This window comes from Lentzea waywayandensis (assembly GCF_900115955.1).
In the GTDB taxonomy this organism is placed as follows: Bacteria; Actinomycetota; Actinomycetes; order Mycobacteriales; family Pseudonocardiaceae; genus Lentzea; species Lentzea waywayandensis.
On the sequence record NZ_FOYL01000022.1, the window covers coordinates 1 to 19727 of the forward strand.

19 protein-coding genes are annotated in these 19727 nt (G+C 68.2%); 14 read left to right on the forward strand and 5 right to left on the reverse strand.

The window, feature by feature from the left end:
* Positions 1 to 251, reverse strand: a 251-nt coding sequence (locus BM417_RS44675; protein ID WP_407656222.1) for a transposase, incomplete at its 3' end; no start/stop codon positions are given.
* A 477-nt stretch (positions 252 to 728) separates the two neighbouring features.
* Positions 729 to 1352 carry a hypothetical protein gene (locus tag BM417_RS44680; RefSeq protein WP_093606202.1) on the reverse strand — a complete coding sequence of 208 codons (624 nt, stop codon included), beginning with the start codon at positions 1350 to 1352 and terminating at the stop codon, positions 729 to 731.
* An 81-nt stretch (positions 1353 to 1433) separates the two neighbouring features.
* Here BM417_RS44680 and BM417_RS44685 point away from each other — a divergent pair, with 81 nt between their 5' ends.
* The 9 genes from BM417_RS44685 to BM417_RS44725 all read left to right on the forward strand — a co-directional run bounded on the left by BM417_RS44685 (position 1434) and on the right by BM417_RS44725 (position 11240).
* Positions 1434 to 2681 (forward strand): PucR family transcriptional regulator, encoded by a 1248-nt coding sequence (locus BM417_RS44685; protein WP_245822827.1) that lies wholly within the window; start codon positions 1434 to 1436, stop codon positions 2679 to 2681.
* Between the two features lie 328 nt (positions 2682 to 3009).
* Positions 3010 to 3618 carry a TetR/AcrR family transcriptional regulator gene (locus tag BM417_RS44690; RefSeq protein ID WP_245822829.1) on the forward strand — a complete coding sequence of 203 codons (609 nt, stop codon included), beginning with the start codon at positions 3010 to 3012 and terminating at the stop codon, positions 3616 to 3618.
* A complete protein-coding gene (locus tag BM417_RS44695; RefSeq protein WP_093606205.1) occupies positions 3615 to 5285 on the forward strand; it encodes an FAD-binding dehydrogenase in 1671 nt (556 codons plus the stop codon). Before BM417_RS44690 ends, BM417_RS44695 begins: the two co-directional genes overlap by 4 nt.
* 140 nt (positions 5286 to 5425) lie before the next feature.
* Positions 5426 to 5662, forward strand: coding sequence for an RICIN domain-containing protein (locus tag BM417_RS49680; RefSeq protein ID WP_245822831.1), 237 nt, complete (start codon positions 5426 to 5428; stop codon positions 5660 to 5662).
* A gap of 371 nt (positions 5663 to 6033) precedes the next feature.
* A complete protein-coding gene (locus tag BM417_RS44705; RefSeq protein WP_245822833.1) occupies positions 6034 to 7908 on the forward strand; it encodes a glycoside hydrolase family 44 protein in 1875 nt (624 codons plus the stop codon).
* A gap of 359 nt (positions 7909 to 8267) precedes the next feature.
* Positions 8268 to 9035: an IclR family transcriptional regulator gene (locus tag BM417_RS44710; RefSeq protein WP_093606206.1), complete on the forward strand. Its 768-nt coding sequence runs from the start codon at positions 8268 to 8270 to the stop codon at positions 9033 to 9035.
* Positions 9036 to 9124: 89 nt separating this feature from the next.
* The gene (locus tag BM417_RS44715; RefSeq protein ID WP_093606207.1) at positions 9125 to 10159 is read left to right on the forward strand and encodes an aromatic ring-hydroxylating dioxygenase subunit alpha; all 1035 of its coding nucleotides are present in this window, start codon (positions 9125 to 9127) and stop codon (positions 10157 to 10159) included.
* Positions 10156 to 10314 (forward strand): hypothetical protein, encoded by a 159-nt coding sequence (locus tag BM417_RS44720; RefSeq protein WP_093606208.1) that lies wholly within the window; start codon positions 10156 to 10158, stop codon positions 10312 to 10314. The genes BM417_RS44715 and BM417_RS44720 overlap by 4 nt, the downstream gene beginning before the upstream one ends.
* Entirely contained in the window at positions 10311 to 11240 is a 930-nt protein-coding gene (locus BM417_RS44725) for a PDR/VanB family oxidoreductase (RefSeq protein ID WP_093606209.1), read from the forward strand. Before BM417_RS44720 ends, BM417_RS44725 begins: the two co-directional genes overlap by 4 nt.
* Before the next feature lie 120 nt (positions 11241 to 11360).
* Here the strand turns inward: BM417_RS44725 and BM417_RS44730 are convergent, their stop codons facing one another.
* Positions 11361 to 11780 (reverse strand): MarR family winged helix-turn-helix transcriptional regulator, encoded by a 420-nt coding sequence (locus BM417_RS44730; RefSeq protein WP_245822835.1) that lies wholly within the window; start codon positions 11778 to 11780, stop codon positions 11361 to 11363.
* Between the two features lie 67 nt (positions 11781 to 11847).
* Here BM417_RS44730 and BM417_RS44735 point away from each other — a divergent pair, with 67 nt between their 5' ends.
* Positions 11848 to 13326, forward strand: a complete 1479-nt coding sequence (locus BM417_RS44735; RefSeq protein WP_093606211.1) for an aldehyde dehydrogenase family protein — start codon at positions 11848 to 11850, stop codon at positions 13324 to 13326.
* A 49-nt stretch (positions 13327 to 13375) separates the two neighbouring features.
* Entirely contained in the window at positions 13376 to 14488 is a 1113-nt protein-coding gene (locus BM417_RS44740; RefSeq protein WP_093606212.1) for an NAD(P)-dependent alcohol dehydrogenase, read from the forward strand.
* Positions 14489 to 14516: 28 nt separating this feature from the next.
* Here the strand turns inward: BM417_RS44740 and BM417_RS44745 are convergent, their stop codons facing one another.
* Positions 14517 to 15152, reverse strand: coding sequence for a TetR/AcrR family transcriptional regulator (locus BM417_RS44745; RefSeq protein WP_093606213.1), 636 nt, complete (start codon positions 15150 to 15152; stop codon positions 14517 to 14519).
* A 58-nt stretch (positions 15153 to 15210) separates the two neighbouring features.
* Here BM417_RS44745 and BM417_RS44750 point away from each other — a divergent pair, with 58 nt between their 5' ends.
* The gene (locus tag BM417_RS44750; RefSeq protein WP_093606214.1) at positions 15211 to 15999 is read left to right on the forward strand and encodes an SDR family oxidoreductase; all 789 of its coding nucleotides are present in this window, start codon (positions 15211 to 15213) and stop codon (positions 15997 to 15999) included.
* Positions 16000 to 16009: 10 nt separating this feature from the next.
* Positions 16010 to 17095, forward strand: a complete 1086-nt coding sequence (locus BM417_RS44755; protein ID WP_093606215.1) for an NAD(P)H-dependent amine dehydrogenase family protein — start codon at positions 16010 to 16012, stop codon at positions 17093 to 17095.
* 300 nt (positions 17096 to 17395) lie between these two features.
* Here the strand turns inward: BM417_RS44755 and BM417_RS44760 are convergent, their stop codons facing one another.
* A complete protein-coding gene (locus BM417_RS44760; RefSeq protein ID WP_218164771.1) occupies positions 17396 to 18778 on the reverse strand; it encodes a ferritin-like domain-containing protein in 1383 nt (460 codons plus the stop codon).
* 362 nt (positions 18779 to 19140) lie between these two features.
* Here BM417_RS44760 and BM417_RS44765 point away from each other — a divergent pair, with 362 nt between their 5' ends.
* A complete protein-coding gene (locus BM417_RS44765; protein WP_093606217.1) occupies positions 19141 to 19503 on the forward strand; it encodes a cupin domain-containing protein in 363 nt (120 codons plus the stop codon).
* The last annotated feature ends 224 nt before the right edge of the window (positions 19504 to 19727 follow it).

Consider the following 19727-nt stretch of genomic DNA (forward strand, 5'->3'; position numbering starts at 1 on the left):
AGCAGGTTCTCGTGCAGCCGCTGCCAGACGCCGGCCTGGTGCCAGTCCCGCAACCGACGCCAGGCGGTCATGCCGGAGCCGAAGCCGAGTTCCTGGGGCAAGAACTCCCACGGGATGCCGGTGTAGAGCACGAACAGGATGCCGCACAACACCTTGCGGTCATCGAGCCGCTTGCGGCCCGGATGGTCCGCGCGACGCGGGACCACCGGGAGCAGTGGCTCGATCCGCGCCCACAACTCGTCGGACACGATCCAGGGAAGCTGCTCGCCCTTCCTCACACCGTGATCAACACACCGATGATCAAACCTATTCCAAGATCATTCTGTTAGGAGTTCTAAGTGCTCATCTGCGCCGTGACCGCCGTATGCGTCTGTTCAGGCCTCTTGACCAGCGGTTTGGCGCATTTGAGTGCAGTGAGGTCGGTTCGAGGACTCATTCTGTGCGACCTGTGATCCGGGAACCGGACCGACCTGCGGATACGAGACTTCCGCAGGTCGGCGCGGCTCCGTTCAAGTCCATTGAGGACTGTTGGGGCACATTCAGTGCACTGGTCTGCTCCCGGCGTGCTCCCTGATCGTGCTCCCACTAATGCCGGCGAGTCTGTGGCGTCGCGCCGTGTGATCCGCCGCTGCTCTGCAGTTCGGCCTCGGCTTTCACCGCGTTCCGCAGATCCTCCGAGCTGATCAGCAAGAGGTGGGGTGCTCGCCTTTCTTCGGCGGTGGTGCGGACTAGACGACTTCCAGCCCAAGCACGTAACCGTCTGGGTCGAACTTGTTCGGGTCGGGAGCCCACCCGCTCGGGCCGCCGTTCTGGCTCGCCCACGGGGTGAACTGCACGGGCCCGTCCCCCTCACCAGCGTCGCGCGCGAAGATGAAGAACCGGAAGTCGCTGAACCCCGCGCCCGGCGGCAGGGGCCGGGTCTCGAGGAACAGCTGGTACTCGTCAGGATCGAACCTGTTGGCATCGGAGATCATCGGGTCGGTCGGCCCGCCGCCCGCGCTCGCCCAGTCCGTGAAGACGACAGGGCCGACCTCGCTGCCGTTGTTCTCCCGTGCCCGACCACCGATGCGGAAGTCGACGTTGCTGTTGAGCAGCCCGCCGCCGAACGCCGGGTCGAGGAAGATGCGGGCGCAGTCCGGGTCGAACCTGTTGAGGTCACTGGCAAACAGTGTGGCACTGGTGCCGAAGTTGGCGAACTTGGTGAACTGCGGAGTGCCGAACTCGGTTCTGCAGCCTCCGTCGTTCAGCTGGATACCGATCCGGAAGTTGGGCAAGGGGGCCGCACTGGCCGATGGCGCCAGTGTCACGGCTGCCACACCGGCCATCAGCAGCGCGGCGATCTTGCCTGTCATGTTACGCACGGCGTCTCCTTTACGAGTTATCTGTAGCAACACGGTTTCAAGAAGCCGACGGCGCCAGCTACGTGACTCCGCGTGAATCTCGCCCGTCAGAACCAAGATCGATTTGTCACTTCTGCGGGTTTGACCCGTGCACAGGGGGAGGAAGAAGGGGCGATGGAAGGTCTTTACAAGTTGTTGTGGGACCGGGCAGACAGCAACGCGCGCCGGGCCGTTGACGTCTACGTCAGCGAGCTGGCTGAGTTCCGTTCGGTGGCCGAGGATCCGCGTGCCCGAGCCTCGATGCTGGACTTCGCGGTGCTGCTCAGACGCCGGGAAGTCGAGCTCGCGGCCGATGGTGCGCCCTTCACTGACAAGGACTTGGCCGTACTGGCGGCCTACGGCGAACAGCGCGGCGCGCAGGGCGTTTCACTGAGCTCCCGGCAGCGCGTTCTTGATCTGCATGACGTGCTCACCCTGCGGGAGATCCACGAAGCGGCCGGTTTGAACGAGGTCGACCACGTGACGGCGATGATTGGCTGGCTTCCCCCCAACTGCCTGACGGGGCAGCGCGCATACGCTCAAGGTTTCCTGAACGGGCAGCAACGCTCGTTGTCCTTCGTCAAGCGTGTCCAGGACCTTGCTTCGACACTGCTCGCGGACATCTCCGTGGTGCCCGGCTTTGCGGAAAGCCTCAACATGCGGGTTGCCGACCGGTATGTGATCACGGTCGTCCGGTTTTCCGGCGGCCCCTTACCGACGGACAGACGGCGCGAGGAGGTCGTCGGCGCACTGCTGAAGCACTATCGGGTGCCGATGACCTGGTGCGAACCCAACGAACTGGTCGCTCTGCTCCCGTGTGACGACACCGAAGCGGCCCAAGAACACGCGTTGTGCCTCGTCCGGGACTTCGCACACATGGTCGGACGACCCTGCGCGACCGGCGCGGCCACAGGGCGGACTCACGCGCTGGGTGAGGCATCCGCTTTGGCGCGCCGAATCAGTCAGGTGGCCCGCATCGAGACCGTGCCCAGTCGCCTGCATCTTCTGGCAGACACCTTTGTCGAGCTCGGCGCCGCGCAGCTGCCGCAGGTCGATGACTGGTTGCACGAGCTCGCGCAGCGGCTGGCGAAAGGCCCTGATCTCGTGGCCACGCTGGACGCCTTCTATCGGCACGACATGAACCGGCTGCACACCGCCGGAACGTTGCACATCCACCCGCGAACACTCGACTACCGCTTTCGCCGTGTCCGTGAGCTTGTCGGGATGGATCCCGGTTCGTTGCAGGGCGTGCGCGTCCTCAGTGCCGTGGTCGCCAGGGTGCTGGCCGGCCGCTGGGGCTGACGAGGCTGTCACAACCTGCTTGTCGAGGAAGCGGGCTTGCAGGTCGCCGCGGACGTCCGCGCACTGTCGCTTCGATGCGCCGGCTCGTCCTGCTCCTGGCAACCGAGAACCCTCGTGGGGGTATCGGCGTATCCACGGTGAACTCGCGCTCTTTGGTGTCGCGATCGCTGCCTCCACGGTGTGGAAGATCCTCAAGACCGCCGGTGTCGGTCCGGCCCTGCGCCGCGCCCTTCGTCGTGCGGGTCACTCGTAGCTGCATACGTGGGCGTATCCGATACACTGACGTATCGAACGGGAGGTGGGCGTGGGCAGCGCATCGGAGCCGAGGGTGACGAAGCGGCGCGTCGAGACCCGCCAGCGGTTGCTGGAGGCGGCGCTGGCCGTGTTCGCCGAGCAGGGCTTCGGCCGGTCCACGGTGGAGCAGGTGTGCAGTCACGCCGGCTACACGCGTGGGGCGTTCTACTCGAACTTCTCGACCTTGGACGAGCTCTTCCTCGCCATGTGGGAGCAACGGTCCGCCGAACAGATCGACCGGATGCGAACGGCGTTCGAAGCCGTGGAACGCGCGTCTGTGCACGAGGTCGGCAGTGTTGTCGCGCATCTGTTGCAGGCGGTGCCGCTGGACGAGGAGTGGTACCGGGTCAGCGCCGAGTTCACCGCACACGCGCTGCGCAACCCGGACCTGCGGCGGGTGATCGTCGACCGGGAGCGGGCGATCGCGGCGGCGTCCACGCCGTTCGTGCTGGCGGCGCTGGCCAGGGTCGGCCGCACGGTGCCCGATCCCGACGCGCTGGCCCAGGCGTTGGTCGCCGTGCACGACGGCACCGCGCTCCAGTGTCTCAGCGAACCGGACAACCCCGCGGTCTGGCAGCGCCGGATCGACCTGTTCACCCATGTCGTCACCGCGTACAGCAACGAAAGCAGGGAGCGGTCGTGACCGAGGAAGCGGACGTCATCGTCGTCGGAGCCGGGCTCGCGGGCCTGGTCGCGACCTACGAGCTCACCAAGGCCGGGCGCCGGGTGGTGGTCGTCGAGCAGGAGAACCGTGCGAACCTGGGCGGTCAGGCGTTCTGGTCGCTCGGCGGGCTCTTCCTGGTCGACAGCCCGGAGCAGCGGCGCAACGGCATCAAGGACTCCTACGACCTGGCGTTGCAGGACTGGCTTGGCTCGGCGGGATTCGACCGCGACGACGAGGACCAGTGGGCCCGGCAGTGGGCGCAGGCCTACGTCCGGTTCGCGGCCACGGAGAAGCGGCAGTACCTGCACGATCTGGGGTTGCGGTTCACCCCGGTGGTCGGCTGGGCCGAGCGTGGCGGCGGCCTCGCCGACGGCCACGGCAACTCCGTCCCGCGCTTCCACCTGACCTGGGGAACGGGTCCGGAAGTGGTGCGGGTGTTCGCCGAACCGGTGCTCGCGGCCGAGCGCCGCGGCCTGGTGCGCTTCGCCTTCCGTCACCAGGTCGACGAGCTGGTGGTCGAGAACGGTGCCGCGGTGGGTGTGCGAGGCAGTGTCCTGGAGCCGTCCGACCTCGAACGGGGTCAGGCCTCGTCGCGGGTGCGGGTGGACGGCTTCGAACTGCGGGCCAAGGCCGTGATCGTGACGTCCGGCGGCATCGGGCACAACCACGACCTCATCCGCGCCAACTGGCCGGTCGACCGCCTCGGGCCGTGCCCGGAGACGATGATCTCCGGCGTGCCCGCGCACGTCGACGGGCGGATGCTGGCCATCAGCGAGAATGCCGGCGCGAACCTGGTCAACCGCGACCGGATGTGGCACTACACCGAGGGTGTGCACAACTGGAACCCGATCTGGCCCGACCACGCGATCAGGATCATCCCCGGTCCCTCGTCGCTGTGGTTCGACGCCAACGGAAAGCGGCTGCCTTCGCCGAACTTCCCCGGATTCGACACCAACGGCTCGATGAAGGCGATCTTGTCGACCGGCTACGACTACTCGTGGTTCGTGCTGAACCAGACGATCATCGGCAAGGAGTTCATGCTGTCGGGTTCCGAGCAGAACCCCGACATGACCGGCAAGGACATCCGCCTCGCCCTCGCGAGCCGGCTGGCCAAGGGCGCGTCGGGGCCGGTGGAGGCGTTCAAGCAGCACGGCGTGGACTTCGTCGTCGCCGGCAACGTCACCGAGCTCGTCGCCGGCATGAACAAGATCGCCCGCGGGCCGCAACTCGACGCCGCCGAGATCGAACGCCAGATCGCCGCCCGTGACCGGGAGCTGGGCAACGCGTTCTCCAAGGACCTCCAGCTCATGGCCATCGCGAACGCCCGCCGCACGCTGGGCGACAAGCTGGCGCGGGTCGTGAAGCCGCACCGCGTCCTCGACCCGGCACACGGTCCGTTGATCGCGGTCCGGCTCAACATCCTGACCCGCAAGACCCTGGGCGGAGTCCAGACCACCCTCGACTCGCAGGCGCTGCACGCCGACGGCACCCCGTTCCCCGGCCTGTACGCCGCGGGCGAGGTCGCCGGTTTCGGTGGAGGCGGGGTGCACGGCTACAACGCGCTCGAGGGAACGTTCCTCGGCGGCTGCATCTTCTCCGGCCGCGCCGCGGGCCGCGCCCTCGCCCGCACTCGCGGGTCGAACTGACAGGCGCCGGTACGGCGCTGGTTCACACCCAGGACGTGGGCGGGCCGTTCGCCTCGCCCGCCTACGTCGTGAAGCTGACGTTCCAGGCCGAGGAGGTCGGCGGCGGGTTCTTCAAGCTCACCAACCGCACCAACGGGTAGGTGATCGACGGCGCGGGCTCCACGCAGCCCGGTGGGAACCCCGTGCAGACCGTCTACACGGGAACAACGTCCCAGCAGTGGTCGATCACCGACGCCGGCGGCAACGTGTTCACGATCGCCAACCGCGTCACCGGGCTCGTCCTCGACAGCGGTGGCGACGTCGGCTCGGGGTCACGGCTCAAGCTCTGGAACGACAACGGAAGCCCCAACCTGCGCCGGCAGTTCCTCGTCGCCTGAGTTCGCACTCGCGGATGGCCTTCACGCTGAACGGCGTGGCGTGCCCATGAATCCGAACTGAGGAGCCTGCGGGAACCCATGTCCACGCACGACCGGACCGAAATGGAAAGGGTTTCATCGCGCGAACGGCGGAATCCCGTAACGCGGTTTTGGAGATGCAGTTCCAGCAGTTGGGCCACCCGCGTTGATCGCCGCGATTGTTCGACTCGAATGCCGTCGAATCGAATCTGGACGGCTTGACGTATTTCGTATTTCCCGCCAGCGTTCTGGCAAATGTCGGCGCACTGAATCGTGTCGAGGCGTCCGTGGTGAGCTACCGGCAACGGCGGAAGGCACGATCGCTCACGGCCACTGGTCTGGCAGCGTCTCTGGTGGCGGCGACGTTCACGGTCCAGACAGCCACGAACGCCACGGCGGCGACCGCCGGGCCCGCGCTGTCGGTGGATTCCGCCGCCGCCCGGCACGCGATCAGCCCCGACATTTACGGCTTGAACGGCGGTGATCCGGCGTTCAACACCGAGATCGGCCAGTCGGTGGCGCGCTGGGGCGGCAACGCGGCCAGCCGCTACAACTTCAAGAACCGCACCTACAACACGGGCAGTGACTGGTTCTTCGAGAACATCGTCGCCGACGAGCAACATTCCGTCGAATGGATGGTCGGCTCCAACCTCGATCGCGGTGTCAAGCCGGTCGTCACCGTGCCCATGATCGGCTGGGTGGCCAAGGACTCGCCGTCGTCTCATCCGTTCGCCTGCGGGTTTCCGGCGACCCGGTTCCCGGAGCAGGACAGGTTCGACGAGTGGGACCCCAACTGCGGCAACGGCCAGCTGGGCGGGCAGAACCTCACCGGCGTGCCCACCGACACCTCTATCAGGGCGGACGCGGCGTTCGCCGGCGAGATGGTGTCGTACCTCGTGAACAGGTTCGGCACGGCGGCGCAGGGTGGCGTGCCGATCTACGAGCTCGACAACGAGCCGGTGCTGTGGGCCCATACGCATCGTGATGTGCATCCCGAGCTGGTCACGTACGACGAACTCGGGAACAAGGGCACCGCGACCGCCGCGGCGATCAAGGCCGCCGACCCCGGCGCGGCGGTCCTCGGCCCGTCGGGCTGGGGGTACTGCGAGTGGGTCGCCTCCGGGGTGGACGGCTGCGGGCCGGGGCCCGATTCAGCCGCACACGGTGGGCTCAACCTCTCCCAGTGGTACCTGAAGAACATGAAGGACTTCAGTGACGCTCACGGTGGCACGCGCTACCTCGACTACTTCGACCAGCACTTCTACCCGCAGATCAGCGGTGGCAAGGACCCCGAGGCCAACGCGTTGCGGTTGCGGTCGACCCGGTCGTTGTGGGACCCGACGTACGTCGAGGAGTCCTGGATCGGCCCCGGCGGAGTCAACGCGCCGCCGCTGCAGTTCATCCGCACGATGAAGTCATGGATCGCCCAGTACTACCCAGGCACCAAGACCGCGATCACCGAGTACAACTGGGGTGCGCTGGACGACATCAACGGAGCGCTGGTGCAGGCCGACGTCCTGGGCGTCTTCGGACGTGAAGGCCTCGATCTCGCCACGATGTGGGGCGAGCCCAAGCCGACCGATCCAGGCGCGTACGCGTTCCGCATGTACCGCAACTACGACGGCGCGGGCAGCCGGTTCGGTGACGTCAGCGTGTCGGCGACCTCCGCCGATCAGGGGCGGCTGGCCGTCTACGCCGCGGAGCGCTCCTCCGACAAGGCGCTGACCGTCATGATCGTCAACAAGACCGCCGAGGACCTGACCTCACCGCTGTCGCTGGCGGGGTTCGACAGCACCGGTGCGGCACAGCGCTTCACCTACGGGCCGGCCAATCTGAATGCCATCGCGCGCGGCGACGATCTTCAGGTGACCAACGGCCGGGTCGATGCGACGTACCCGGCGAACTCCGTCACGCTGTTGGTCCTGCCGCCGGCCGGCTGCTCGGCGAGCCTGCGGGTCAACGGCGACTGGGGCACCGGGCACGTCGCGACGGTGACCGTCACCAACAACCGCGGCACGGCGATCACGGGGTGGCGGGTCAGCTGGACGTGGCCCGCCGGCCAGCAGGTCACCAACGCGTGGAACGCCACCCTGAAGCAGAACGGCGCGGGTGTGGCCGCCACGGACGTCGGGTGGAACGGCTCGATCGGTGCGGGTGGTGGCACGACCTTCGGGTTCCAGGCCACTGACGGGGCAGCTTCACCGAGATTGACCTGCACCCCCAGCTGAGCGAACCCGCAGAGGCGGATCGTGAGCGGAATGTGCGCAGGTCGGGGGAGCGGTCGTCGATTGCGAGCCGTTCGCCGTTCAGGGGATGCGGGTGGCGAAGCCTGCCAAGGACGGCGATGTCCGGCGCTACCTGCTTGCCGCTCTCGTGGTGTGCGGCCATCGGTGTCGGCATGGCTTCACCGGCGCCAGGCGCCGCTCAGGCGGCGCACCTCGGTGGGTTGATCAACGAGTACGAACCTGCAGCAGCTTGTCCGAATTAGACCTGAACGCGTCCTTCCCGGACGGCACGGACTGGTGGTCGTGACGTGCATCCGCAACGGAAATAGTGGCCACTGGATGGTTCCGGGGAAGATGGCGGGATGAGCGTGTCGAGAAGAGGCAGGCCCGCGGGCCCCACCGGGCCGGTGATCGGCCGTGCGTTGCGGCTCCTCGACGCGTTCGACGCCGAGCGCCGCGAGCTGACGTTGAGCGATCTCGCCCGGCGTGCGGGCATGCCGTTGTCGACCACGCACCGGCTGATGCAGGAGCTCTGCGCGTGGGGCGCCGTCGAACGAGGCACGGACGGGCTGTATCGGATCGGGTTGCGGTTGTGGGAGCTCGGCTCGCTCGCGCCACGTGGTCCGGGGCTGCGCGAGGCCGCGTTGCCGTTCCTCGAGGACCTCTCCCGGATCACCAGGGAGAACGTGCAGCTCGCCGTCAGGGAGGGCGCGGAGGTCGTCTTCGTCGAACGGATCGCGAGTTCCGACGCGGTGCCGGTGCTCACCCGCGTCGGCGACCGGTTCGCGCTCACCGCCACCGGTGTCGGCCTGGTCCTGCTCGCGCACGCCCCCGTCGAGGTGCAGGAGGAACTGCTCAACGGACCGATCGTCCGGTACACCGCCAAGACCGTCACCGATCCGGCGCAGTTGCGCCGGATGCTCGCCGACGTCCGGTCGAACGGCTTCTCGATCAGTGACCGCCAGGTCACGATGGACGCCCTGTCGGTCGGCGCGCCGATCCGCGACCGGCAGGGCGAGGTCGTCGCCGCGGTGTCGCTGGTCGTGCGGCACGGCAGCACCACTTCGCACGCACTGGCGCGGCTGGTGCGCACCAGCGCCCAGGCGATCTCCCGCGCACTGTCGGTCTAGGACAGTCTTCCATTTTCCGGAAAGTGCTCTACGGCACGGGCTGTGGCCTCCGCCACGCTGTGGTTTCCCACCACGGATGAGGAGCGCCGATGACCGGCTTCCCGCGCGACCAGTGGTACGTCGCGGCTTATGGTTCCGAGATCGAGCACGACCTGTTCAACCGCACCATCTGCGGCGAGCCGATCCTGTTCTGGCGCACTCGCGACGGCGCGGTGACGGCCATGCCGGACCGCTGTGTGCACCGCCGTTTCCCGTTGTCGCAAAAGCCTTCCCGGCTCGTCGACGACCAGGTGGTCTGCGGGTACCACGGCTTCACCTACGACGCGAACGGCAAGTGCGTCGCCGTGCCCGGCCAGACCCGCATCCCGCGCACCGCACGGCTTCTGCCCTACCCCGTCGTCGAGCAGGACTCGTTCGTGTGGGTCTTCATCGGCGACCCGGCGAACGCCGACGCGTCGCGGATCCCGCGGGCGCCGTGGCTCGTCTCGCCGGACTACACGACGGTCGCCGGCATGGAACCGTTGAACGCCCGGTACGAGCTGCTCGTCGACAACCTGCTGGACCTCTCGCACGAGACTTACCTGCACGGTGGTTACATCGGCACACCGGAGGTCGCGTCCACTCCGATCACGACCGAGGTCGACGAGGACGCCGGCGTCGTCTACGTGTCGCGGCACATGGACGACGCGGAATGCCCGCCGTTCTACGCCAAGTCCACCGGCCTGCAGGGCAGGATCGCGCGCTGGCAGGACATCGAGTACACGCCACCGTGCCTGTACAAACTGCACAGTCGCATCGCGCCGGTCGGCTCCGTGCCCAACCCGGACGGCACCGACCCGGACGCGTTCCACGTCGAGGTCGTGTACGCGATCACGCCGGAGACCGAGTCCTCGACGCACGACTTCTGGTGCGTGGCACGGGATTTCGCGCTCGGGGACGAGGAGGTCTCCGCGTTCCTCGCCGAGAACAACCGCACCGTCGTCATGCAGGACGTCGTGGCGTTGAACGTGCTGGAACAGGTCATCGCGAAGGAGCCGGACGGCTACCAGGAGCTGTCGATCAACATCGACACCGGTGGGCTGGCCGCACGGCGGATGCTCAAGCGCCTGTGTGAGAAGGCATGAACGCGCTCACCGGCGACCGCGTGTTCCGCATCCACTGGGTGCTGGGCACGGACCGGCTCCGCGCGGTGTGCCATTGCTCCGCCGAGCGCGAGTTCGAAGATCCCGTCGAGCTCTGGGCGTGGCTGCTCGATCATCCCAATGGGCACACGTCATGAAGCTTCTACTGGACGACAAGGAACCGATCGCCGACGGTGTGGTGCTCCTGACGCTGCGGCATCCGGACGGCGACCCGCTACCGGGCTGGACACCGGGTGCCCACGTCGACCTCGTACTCGCCGACGACCTGGTGCGCCAGTACTCGCTGTGCGGCGACCCCGACGACACCTCGATCATGCAGGTCGCTGTCCTTCGTGAACCAGACGGGCGCGGCGGCTCACAGCACGTGCACGACGTTCTCGCCGTGGGGCAGCAAATCGAAGTGCGAGGGCCGCGCAACCACTTCGAGCTCGTCGAGGCGAAGCGCTACCTGTTCATCGCCGGTGGCATCGGCATCACCCCGATCCTGCCGATGATCGCCCAGGTCGAGACGACAGGTCACGACTGGCGGTTGCTCTACGGCGGCAGAACGCGATCCTCCATGGCGTTCCGCGACGAGCTCGAGCACCTCGGCCAGGTCGAGATCCGTCCGGAGGACGAGCACGGCCTGTTGGACCTGCGGGCGGTGCTCGGTGAGCCGGACGAGGACACCGCCGTCTACTGCTGCGGTCCGGAAGGCCTGCTGACCGCCGTCGAGCAGCATTGTGCGGACTGGCGGGAAGGCGCACTCCACATCGAACGGTTCGCACCGAAAACCGTTGCGGCACAAGGGCCTCGGCACGAGTTCGAGATCGAGCTGTCGCAGACCGGTGCGGTGTTGCGGGTGCCGGCCGGGCAGTCCGTCCTCGAGGTCGTCGAACGAGCGGGCGTGGCCGTGTTGTCGTCCTGTCAGGAGGGCACCTGTGGCACCTGCGAGACGACCGTGCTCGCCGGGACACCCGATCACCGCGACTCCGTGCTCACCGACCAGGAGCGGGCGGCGGGCGACGCGATGATGATCTGCGTGTCCCGGTCCCGTTCACCCCGGCTGGTGCTGGACCTCTGAGGTAGACCCAAGAACTTCTTGACAGTTCAACAAGGCAGGCGCATCCTGTTAATATCAGGAATCCTGATATTCGAGATCCTGATATCGCCGCTCAACGAGGAGCTGAACCATGCGTGGTCACTAGGAACCGGCGAGAGCGGCGCGGCACCGGTTGAGCAGGTCGTGCAGCGCGGTTCGCTCGTTCTTGCTGAGCCTGCTCACCATCCGTTCCTCGATCGCCGCGACCTCGGCGGCGTGCTCGTCCAGGAACGCCCTGCCCTTGTCCGTGAGGCTGATCAGCAACCTCCTGCCGTGCGCGGGGTCCTGCTCTCGGACGATCAGCTCACGCCGCTCCAGTGCGGCGACCATGTCGGTCATCGTCTGCGCGGTCACGAACGAGTTGCGCGCCAGTTCCGCCGACGTGAGGCCGTCGCGGCCGGCCAGCACCGTCAGCGCGGTGTACTGCAGGGTCGTCACGCCGGCAGGGCGCAGCACCTCGTCCATGAGTGCACGCACCGCGAGCTCCACCTGCTTGACCTCGTACATCAGCGACGGTCGCAAGCGCCTCACCTTCCCCAACTCGATCTTCTCTCTCCTTCGAAGCCTGTCACAGAAAGGCAAATCCGCCATGACCACAGTCGACGACCGGCCGACCGCAACGGTGCGCCGCCCCGACGTCGCACCTGGCAAGTTGTTCATCGGAGGTCAGTGGCGCGCGGCCGAGAACGGGGTCCGGTTCGACGTGGTCGACCCGTCCACCGGCTCTGTCGTGACGTCCGTCGCCAGAGCGGGGAAGTCCGACGTGGACGACGCGGTCGCCGCGGCGCGCGCGGCGTTCGACGGCTGGGCGGCGACACCCGGCAGACATCGTGCCCGGATCCTGCACCGCGTCGCCGACGTCGTGCGGGCCAGGGCGGACGAGCTCGTCGCAACGGAGAGCCTCGACGTCGGCAAGCCGGTCTCGTTGTGCCGCCCGGTCGACGTGGAGACGACCGCCGAGCAGTACGAGTACTACGCGGCGCTGGCACAAAGCATCGACGGGGCGACGCGGCAGATCCCCATCCCCGCGCACGCCTACACCCGCCGCGAACCGATCGGGGTGGTCGCGGCGATCACACCGTTCAACTTCCCGCTGATCCTGTCGAGCTCGAAGATCGCGCCGGCGCTCGCGGCCGGCAACACGGTGGTGCACAAGCCCGCGGAGGACACGCCGCTCAGCGCGTTGCTGATGGCCGAGATCCTCGCCGAGGCCGGTGTGCCCGCGGGTGTGGTCAACGTGGTCACCGGGTTCGGCTCGGAGATCGGCGACCACCTGGTGTGCCACCCCGGTGTGGACAAGGTGGCGTTCACCGGGTCCACCGCGGTCGGCAGGCACGCGGCGAGCGTGGCGGGCGCGCAGCTCAAGCCGATGACGATGGAGCTGGGCGGCAACGCGGCGCACATCGTCTTCGAGGACGCCGACCTCGAGAAGGCGATCGGCGCGGCGATCAAGGGGTTCGTCTTCAACACGGGCCAGTTCTGCATGGGCGGACCCCGTCTCCTCGTCGCGTCGTCGTTGTACGACACCGTTGTGGGCGCGCTCGCCGACGCCGTGCCGCACGTCCCGCTCGGCGACCCGTTCGACCCGGCGACCGTGATCGGCCCGATGGCCGGCGAACGTCATCTGTCCAAGGTGGAACGCTATGTCGCACTGGCGAGAGCGGAGGGCGGCCGGATCGTCACCGGCGGGCAGCGCGTGGACCGGGACGGCTTCTTCTTCGAGCCGACGGTGATCGCGGACCTGCAAGGTCACTCTCCCGTCGTGCAGGAGGAGCTCTTCGGCCCGGTGCTGACCGTGCAGCGGTTCGCCAGCGAGGACGAGGCGGTCGCCATGGCCAACGGCACGCCCTACGGCCTCGCCGCCGGGCTGCAGACCGAGAACCTCGCCCGTGCGCACCGGGTGGCGGCCCGGCTGCAGGCGGGCATCGTCTGGGTCAACGACTGGGCGATGCTCGACCCGGCGATCCCGTTCGGCGGCGTCAAGGACTCTGGACACGGCCGCGAGTACGGCCCGGAGGCACTCGCCTCCTACACGCGCACCAAGTCAGTCGTCATCTCCCTGGCCTGATTCTCCGGCCGTCACCGTTCCGCTCGCCTGATCCCACGGGAGAACTTCCATGTCCACCACAACGACCGCGGCCGTCGTCGAGTCCGCCGGTTCCGGGTTCGCGCTCTCCGAGGTGACGCTGGACGACCTGCGACCGGACGAGGTCCGCGTCCGCGTCGTCGCCGCGGGTGTCTGCCACACCGACCTCGGCGTCGCCGCCGGCCACCTGCCGTTCCCGCTGCCGGGCGTGCTCGGCCACGAGGGCGCCGGGATCGTCGAGGACGTCGGCTCCTCGGTCACGAAGGTCGCCGCGGGCGACCAGGTGCTGCTGAGCTACACCTCGTGCGGCCGCTGCCCGCACTGCCGTGACGGCCACCCCGCCTACTGCGACACCTGGCTGCCGTCGAACCTGATCGGCGGCGAACGAGCCGACGGGACGTCGCCGATCTCCCGCGACGGCGTCCCGCTCGGCGGCCACTTCTTCGGCCAGTCGAGCTTCGCCCACCACGCCGTCGTCGACGAGCGCAGTCTGGTCAAGGTCCCCGCCGACGCACCGCTCGACCTGCTCGCCCCGCTCGGCTGCGGAATCATGACCGGCGTGGGCGCCGTCTGGAACGTGCTGGCGCCGCGCCCCGGCGCCACCCTGCTCGTCACCGGAGCCGGCGCGGTCGGGCTGTCCGCGATCATGGCGGCCCTGCTCACCCCGGCGACCCGGATCATCGCGGCCGATCGCGTGCCGCATCGGCTGGCGCTGGCCGCCGAACTCGGCGCCACCGACACCGTCGACACCACACACCAGGACCTCGGCGACGCGATCTCGAAGCTCACCTCCGGCCGCGGTGTCGACGGTGTCGTGGAGACGACCGGCAACGCCGGTGTGCTGCGCACTGCGATCTCCGCACTCGCGAGCCGCGGCACCGCGGTGATCGTCGGCGCGCCCTCGTTCGGCACCGAGGTGCCCGTCGACGTGAACTTCATGCTGCCCGGACGCCGCGTCGTCGGGCTCACCATGGGCGACGCCGAGACGCAGTCGCTGATCCCCGCGCTCGTCGACCTCGTCGCCGGCGGCAGGTTGCCGATCGACAGGCTGGTCACCCACTACGCGTTCGAGGACATCCAGCAGGCCGTTGACGACGTGCTGACCGGCGTGACGATCAAACCCGTGCTGCGGCTGGCCGGGTGACGACGGTGAGCCTGTCGATGGTCAGGCCTTACCGCGACGGCGATGCGGCGGTGGACACCGGGGCGGTGAGCATGCCGACGATCAGGTCGACCAGTTCAGCGGCCGAGTGCGGGTCGTCCGGCGGCAGGTCGCCCGCGCACACGGCCCGCTCACGGTCGGCGAGCAGGGCGAACAGCACGGTGGGAAGGACGCGCAGCCGACGGCGTCTGAGCGCGGGTGAAAGGTCCCGCAGCGCGCGGTCGAGGCGAATGATGATCAGCCGGACCGCGGCCCGCCCAGCTCGGTCGAGGTTGGTGTCCGCGGACAACGCGGAGTGAGTGCGGACCTGTTCGAGAAACCGCGCGTAGTGGGTGGCGCCGTGTTCATAGGGGACGGTCAGCATCGGCATCACCAGCGCCGAGACCAGAGCGCGGACGTCCTGTGCCTCACCGGTCGCCTCACTCTCGGCGAGCAGTTCGAGACGATGCTGCTCGAGGTCGGCGATGCGATGCTCGGCGACGGCGTCGATCAGCCCGTCCCTGGAGCCGAAGTGGTACTGGACGGCCGAGTTGTTGCGCTGGCCCGCGGCCGTCGCGATGTCGCGCAACGGCACCTCCGGGCCGTGCTCGGCGATCAACCGCTCGGCGGCGACGATGATCCGTTCCCTGGCGTCCGCGCTGGCCACGGCACCACGTTAACACGCGCATCTTGACTTTTAAGCACTAGAGCTTAAGAGTGGCCGGGTGGTGACGGACATGTTCAGGTTGCCCGGCGCGGTGGCTGTGGTGACCGGCGCGGGCCGCGGCATCGGCGCGGCATCGGCGATAGCGCTGGCAGAGGCCGGCGCGGACGTGGTGATCAGCGCGCGCACCGCGGAGCAGTTGGCAGAGGTCGCGGGCAAGATCGCGGCACTGGGACGGAGTGCCGTCGTCGTGCCGGCGGATCTGTCCGATGTGGACGCCGTGGCCGCGCTGGCGCACACGGCCGCCGAGCGATTCGGGCGGCTGGACGTGGTGGTGAACAACGTGGGCGGCACCATGCCCAACACGTTCCTGACGACGACGCCCGGCTTCCTGGAAGACGCCTTCCACTTCAACGTCACCACCGCACACGCGCTGACCAGTGCGGCGGTCCCGCTCATGCTCGACGGAGGTGGCGGGTCGGTGGTCAACATCGCCTCCGTCATGGGCCGGCTCGCCGGTCGGGGGTTCCTCGCCTACGGAACCGCGAAGGCGGCCCTGACCCACTACACGCGCCTGGCCGCCACGGACCTCGCGCCGAGGATCAGGGTGAACGCGATCGACGTGGGCTCGGTCCACACCTCGGCACTGGACGTGGTCGCCCGCGACGAGAAGATCAGGACCTCGATGGAACAGGCGACGCCGTTGCGCCGGCTGGGACACCCCGACGAGGTCGCGGCCGCGGTGCTGTTCCTGGCGTCACGTGCCTCCGGCTACACCACGGGATCAGTGCTGCGCGTCGACGGCGGGATCGGCGCGCCCAACCTCGACTTCAACCTGCCTGATCTCTGAGGAGGCCCAGATGCGCGTGGTGCAGTGGAGCACCGGCAACGTCGGCAGGTGGGCGTTGCGCGGCATCATCGACCACCCTGCTCTGGAACTGGCGGGCGTGTGGGTGTCCAACCCCGCCAAGAACGGCCGCGACGCCGGGGAACTGGCCGGGGTGGACCCGCTCGGGATCCGGGCGACCACGGACGCCGCCCAGCTGATCGCGGCTGAGCCGGACTGCGTCGTCTACACGGCGATGGCCGACAACCGGTTGACGGAGGCGATCGACGACCTGTGCCTGTTGCTGCGGGCAGGCATCAACGTGGTGGCCAGTGGTCCGGTGTTCCTGTCCTACCCGGAGGGCACAGTGCCACCCGAGCTGATCGAGCCCATTCGCCAGGCCGCGGCCGAGGGCGGAAGTTCGCTGTGGGTCAACGGAATCGATCCCGGCTGGGCCAACGACTGGCTACCCCTGCTGTTGTCCGGCACCTGTCAGCGCATCGACCTCATCCGCTGCTCGGAGATCACGGACTACTCCACCTACGACAACCCGCTGGTGCTGTTCGACATCATGGGCTTCGGCACACCGCTCGACCACACTCCGCTGCTGCTGCAGCCTGGTGTGCTCTCGCTCGCCTGGGGCAGCGTGGTCCGCCAACTGGCCGCCGCCCTGGACGTCCCGCTGGATTCGATCGTCGAACACCACGAGCGGTACCCGGCGCCGGCCCCCTTCACGGCCGCGGGCCGCACGATCGCAGAAGGCACCATGGCGGCATTGCGGTTCACCGTCAGCGGCATGATCGCGGATCAACCGGTGCTCGTGCTCGAACACGTCACCAGACTGCGCCCGGACCTCGCGCCGGACTGGCCACAGCCGGTCGGCACCGGCTGCTACCGCGTGGAGATCACCGGCGAACCCAACTACGTGCTGGACCTGCGACTGACCGGCGGCGACGGCGACCACAACACCGCGGGCGTGGCGTCCACCGCCATGCGTCTGGTCAACGCCGTTCCCGCGGTCGTCGGCGCACCACCCGGCCTGCTCACCGCACTCGACCTGCCCCTGACCACCGGACGCGGACTGGTGTCGGTTCCCGGACGCCGCGTCACGAACGCGTAAGTCACCCACCGCCCGGCTTCGCCGGAGGTGTACTGCCCGGAAAGTCATCGCCGCTCTGAGCAGTGATGTTCTTCCTGCTGTGAGCATGCTCGGGTGATCGTTTCGCTGTTCGTCGGCAGTTGACCAGACCGGTCCGCTATGAGCCGGCGGACCGGTTCTGGTTTGCCGCGCTGTCCAGGCTGGGTGGATCGTTCGCGCTGGAAGGTTGCCGGCTTGGTCATCGCCTCGGCGCCTCGACGGTCTGGGAGATCCTCGAGTCGCTCCGGCTCGATTCGGGTTGCAGATCCACCCCTGACCAGGTCATGCCCGCAGGCTGGGCGGCACGTACTCGAACGTCGGGCCCGCTGTCGCCCTCCCGTCCTCCACCGGCATCGTCATCAGTGCCTGGGCCTGGGCTTTCACCTGGTACATCGTGCCAACAGTGGCGCCCAGGCGCGCGGGATCGCCGTTGAACGCCTCTTCGAGCTGCTGCAGCAGCCGGCAGTAGGTGGTGTTGAACCGTTCCTGGGCCACGCGGATGTCGCTGCCCTCCGGGTGGTCGGTCGTGCGCGGGTTCGGCCGCATGGGCATGACCGCGTCGAAGTCGACCGCGATCGGCTCACCGGTTGGACCGGACCGCGGCGTGTCGCCGGTCTGGTAGCGGCGGCCGTGCTTGAGCTCCTGGAACCGGTAGAAGTGCGCCACCTCGTCCCGTTCGGGGTGGAAGACGTCGCGGTCGCCGTCCCAGACGTCGGTCCGTGCGGCTCCCTCGCCCTGCTCGGTGATCTCCGTGAGCGCCGCCAGTGCGGACTTCAGGTCGTGCACCGGGATGACCGCGCCACCACCGCCGCGCAGGTGGAACTCGCCGACCTGCCGGGCCGGGTCGCCGGTGAAGACGGCGTCCTCGCCCAGTTCGTCGCACAGTCTGCGGGTCCCAGCCTCGATGGCGGCGTAGAACTGCCCGATCGTTTCGTAGCCGTCCGCTTCGGGTGACGCGCCGACCGAAGCCGGCTTCTCGATCCGAAGGAACAGCTCCAGGGCCTCCGGGCCGAACGGGAGGAGCTGGATCTGGAGGGACCGGTCGCCGTGCGGCAACGGGTGCGGGTACGGCGGCAGCAACTCAGGGGTGTCGAGTCTGGGCTCGCCGCCGACCGCGTTGAGCAGGTTCGCAGCCAGTGCCAGGTGCAGCATCTCCTCCGCGAGCACGCTGCCCACGACCTGCGCGGCCTCGGCGTTGCGGTTCGGGTCCAGCGAGTACAGGGCGCAGAGGTACGGAGGGATGGTCGCGTGCTCCAGTTCGATGGCCCATTGCAGGTGCCGGCGGAGGTCCTCGACAGTCTCGATCGCATTGCCCGGGGGCCGTAGCTCGACCACGACCCGGTAGGAGGCGGGTTCCGAGGTGATGTTCAGGCCGGGGTCGTCGAACATGCGCTGCAGCGAGGCACGCCACTCGGGGTTGACGACGGCCTTGTCCAGATCGGTTCCCGAGCTCCACTCCGCGATGTGGACGAACCGCGTGTCCGGTCCGTCGGCGAGTGGCCTGTGCAGGCGGGAACGCACGAAGCCGGGCTGGGCCGACATGATCCGCGCGTTCTCCCGGTACACCTCGACGAAGTGCTCGGCCTCGTCGGCCGGCACGGTGTAGTTCTTGATCACGACGATCGGCTCGCTGATGCCGGTGCTCGATTCCAGGGATTGGCTCACGTTCAGGAAGACCGGACAGACCCCGAACCTGTGACAGCCGTTTCTCCGGCCGAACTCGACGGTGTGTCACAGCGGCCCGCCGAGGGTGACGGGAGGCCGCGTGTCCTGGCGGCGGGCCTATCCAGCCCCGCGGTGCGGGAAGCGCTTGACCGGCGGTTCGCCGCGGGGCGCCGAACCTGATCACTGCCACACTTCCGAACCGCGGCCACGGTGCCGCGTCATGGCCGCCGATCACCGTGCGTGCCCGTTATCTGACCGTCCGAGTTCCGGTATTTCGGCCCGGTGATTCGGGTCGTCTGCGGCGAGCGCCGGTGCCGCTGGCGTGTTCCGCTGGCTGATCGGCGAGTTTCAGGAGGTTGGTCATGTCCGGTCTGCTGGTCAAGAGTTTCAACGCACCCGAGGAGTCCCGCCCCTTCGAACAAGGCACGGGCCATCTGGACCTCATCAACTCCGACGCCGGCGCGGTCGGCCGGGCTGTGTTCGAGCCGGGTTGGCACTGGGCCGAGCACGTGAAGCCCATTGCCGGGACCGACAGTTGCCAGGTGGCACACAAGGGCTACTGCGTGTCCGGCCGGATGAAGATCGTCATGGACGACGGCGAGGAGGCGGAGATCGGCGCGGGCGACTTCATGATCGCCGCACCGGGCCACGACGCGTGGACAGTCGGCAAGGAGGCCTGCGTCATGATCGACTGGCAGGGTATGGACGACTACGCCAAGCGGTGATGCCGGGCGGATGCGCGGAAGGGCTGGAATGTTTCTGACGTTCCAGCCCGTTTGATCAGTCTTGATGTCCAAGAGGGGCACTTGGTCCCGATCTCCGCAGAACGGGGACGAGCCCGCTGTGTTCGAGCTCGTCGCACGTGCCGGTCTCGCTTGCGAGCAGTCCATCCGGCCTCCCACGGCCTCGCGGAGGACGGCAGAACCGACGCCGAAGACGTTCCGCGCAA

Coding starts and splice junctions, on each gene's coding strand:
- BM417_RS44680 (WP_093606202.1), bottom strand. CDS start 1,352: ATGACAGGCAAGATCGCCGCGCTGCTGATGGCCGGTGTGGCAGCCGTG.
- BM417_RS44710 (WP_093606206.1), top strand. CDS start 8,268: ATGAGCGTGTCGAGAAGAGGCAGGCCCGCGGGCCCCACCGGGCCGGTG.
- BM417_RS44725 (WP_093606209.1), top strand. CDS start 10,311: ATGAAGCTTCTACTGGACGACAAGGAACCGATCGCCGACGGTGTGGTG.
- BM417_RS44755 (WP_093606215.1), top strand. CDS start 16,010: ATGCGCGTGGTGCAGTGGAGCACCGGCAACGTCGGCAGGTGGGCGTTG.
- BM417_RS44740 (WP_093606212.1), top strand. CDS start 13,376: ATGTCCACCACAACGACCGCGGCCGTCGTCGAGTCCGCCGGTTCCGGG.
- BM417_RS44720 (WP_093606208.1), top strand. CDS start 10,156: ATGAACGCGCTCACCGGCGACCGCGTGTTCCGCATCCACTGGGTGCTG.
- BM417_RS44765 (WP_093606217.1), top strand. CDS start 19,141: ATGTCCGGTCTGCTGGTCAAGAGTTTCAACGCACCCGAGGAGTCCCGC.
- BM417_RS44735 (WP_093606211.1), top strand. CDS start 11,848: ATGACCACAGTCGACGACCGGCCGACCGCAACGGTGCGCCGCCCCGAC.
- BM417_RS44715 (WP_093606207.1), top strand. CDS start 9,125: ATGACCGGCTTCCCGCGCGACCAGTGGTACGTCGCGGCTTATGGTTCC.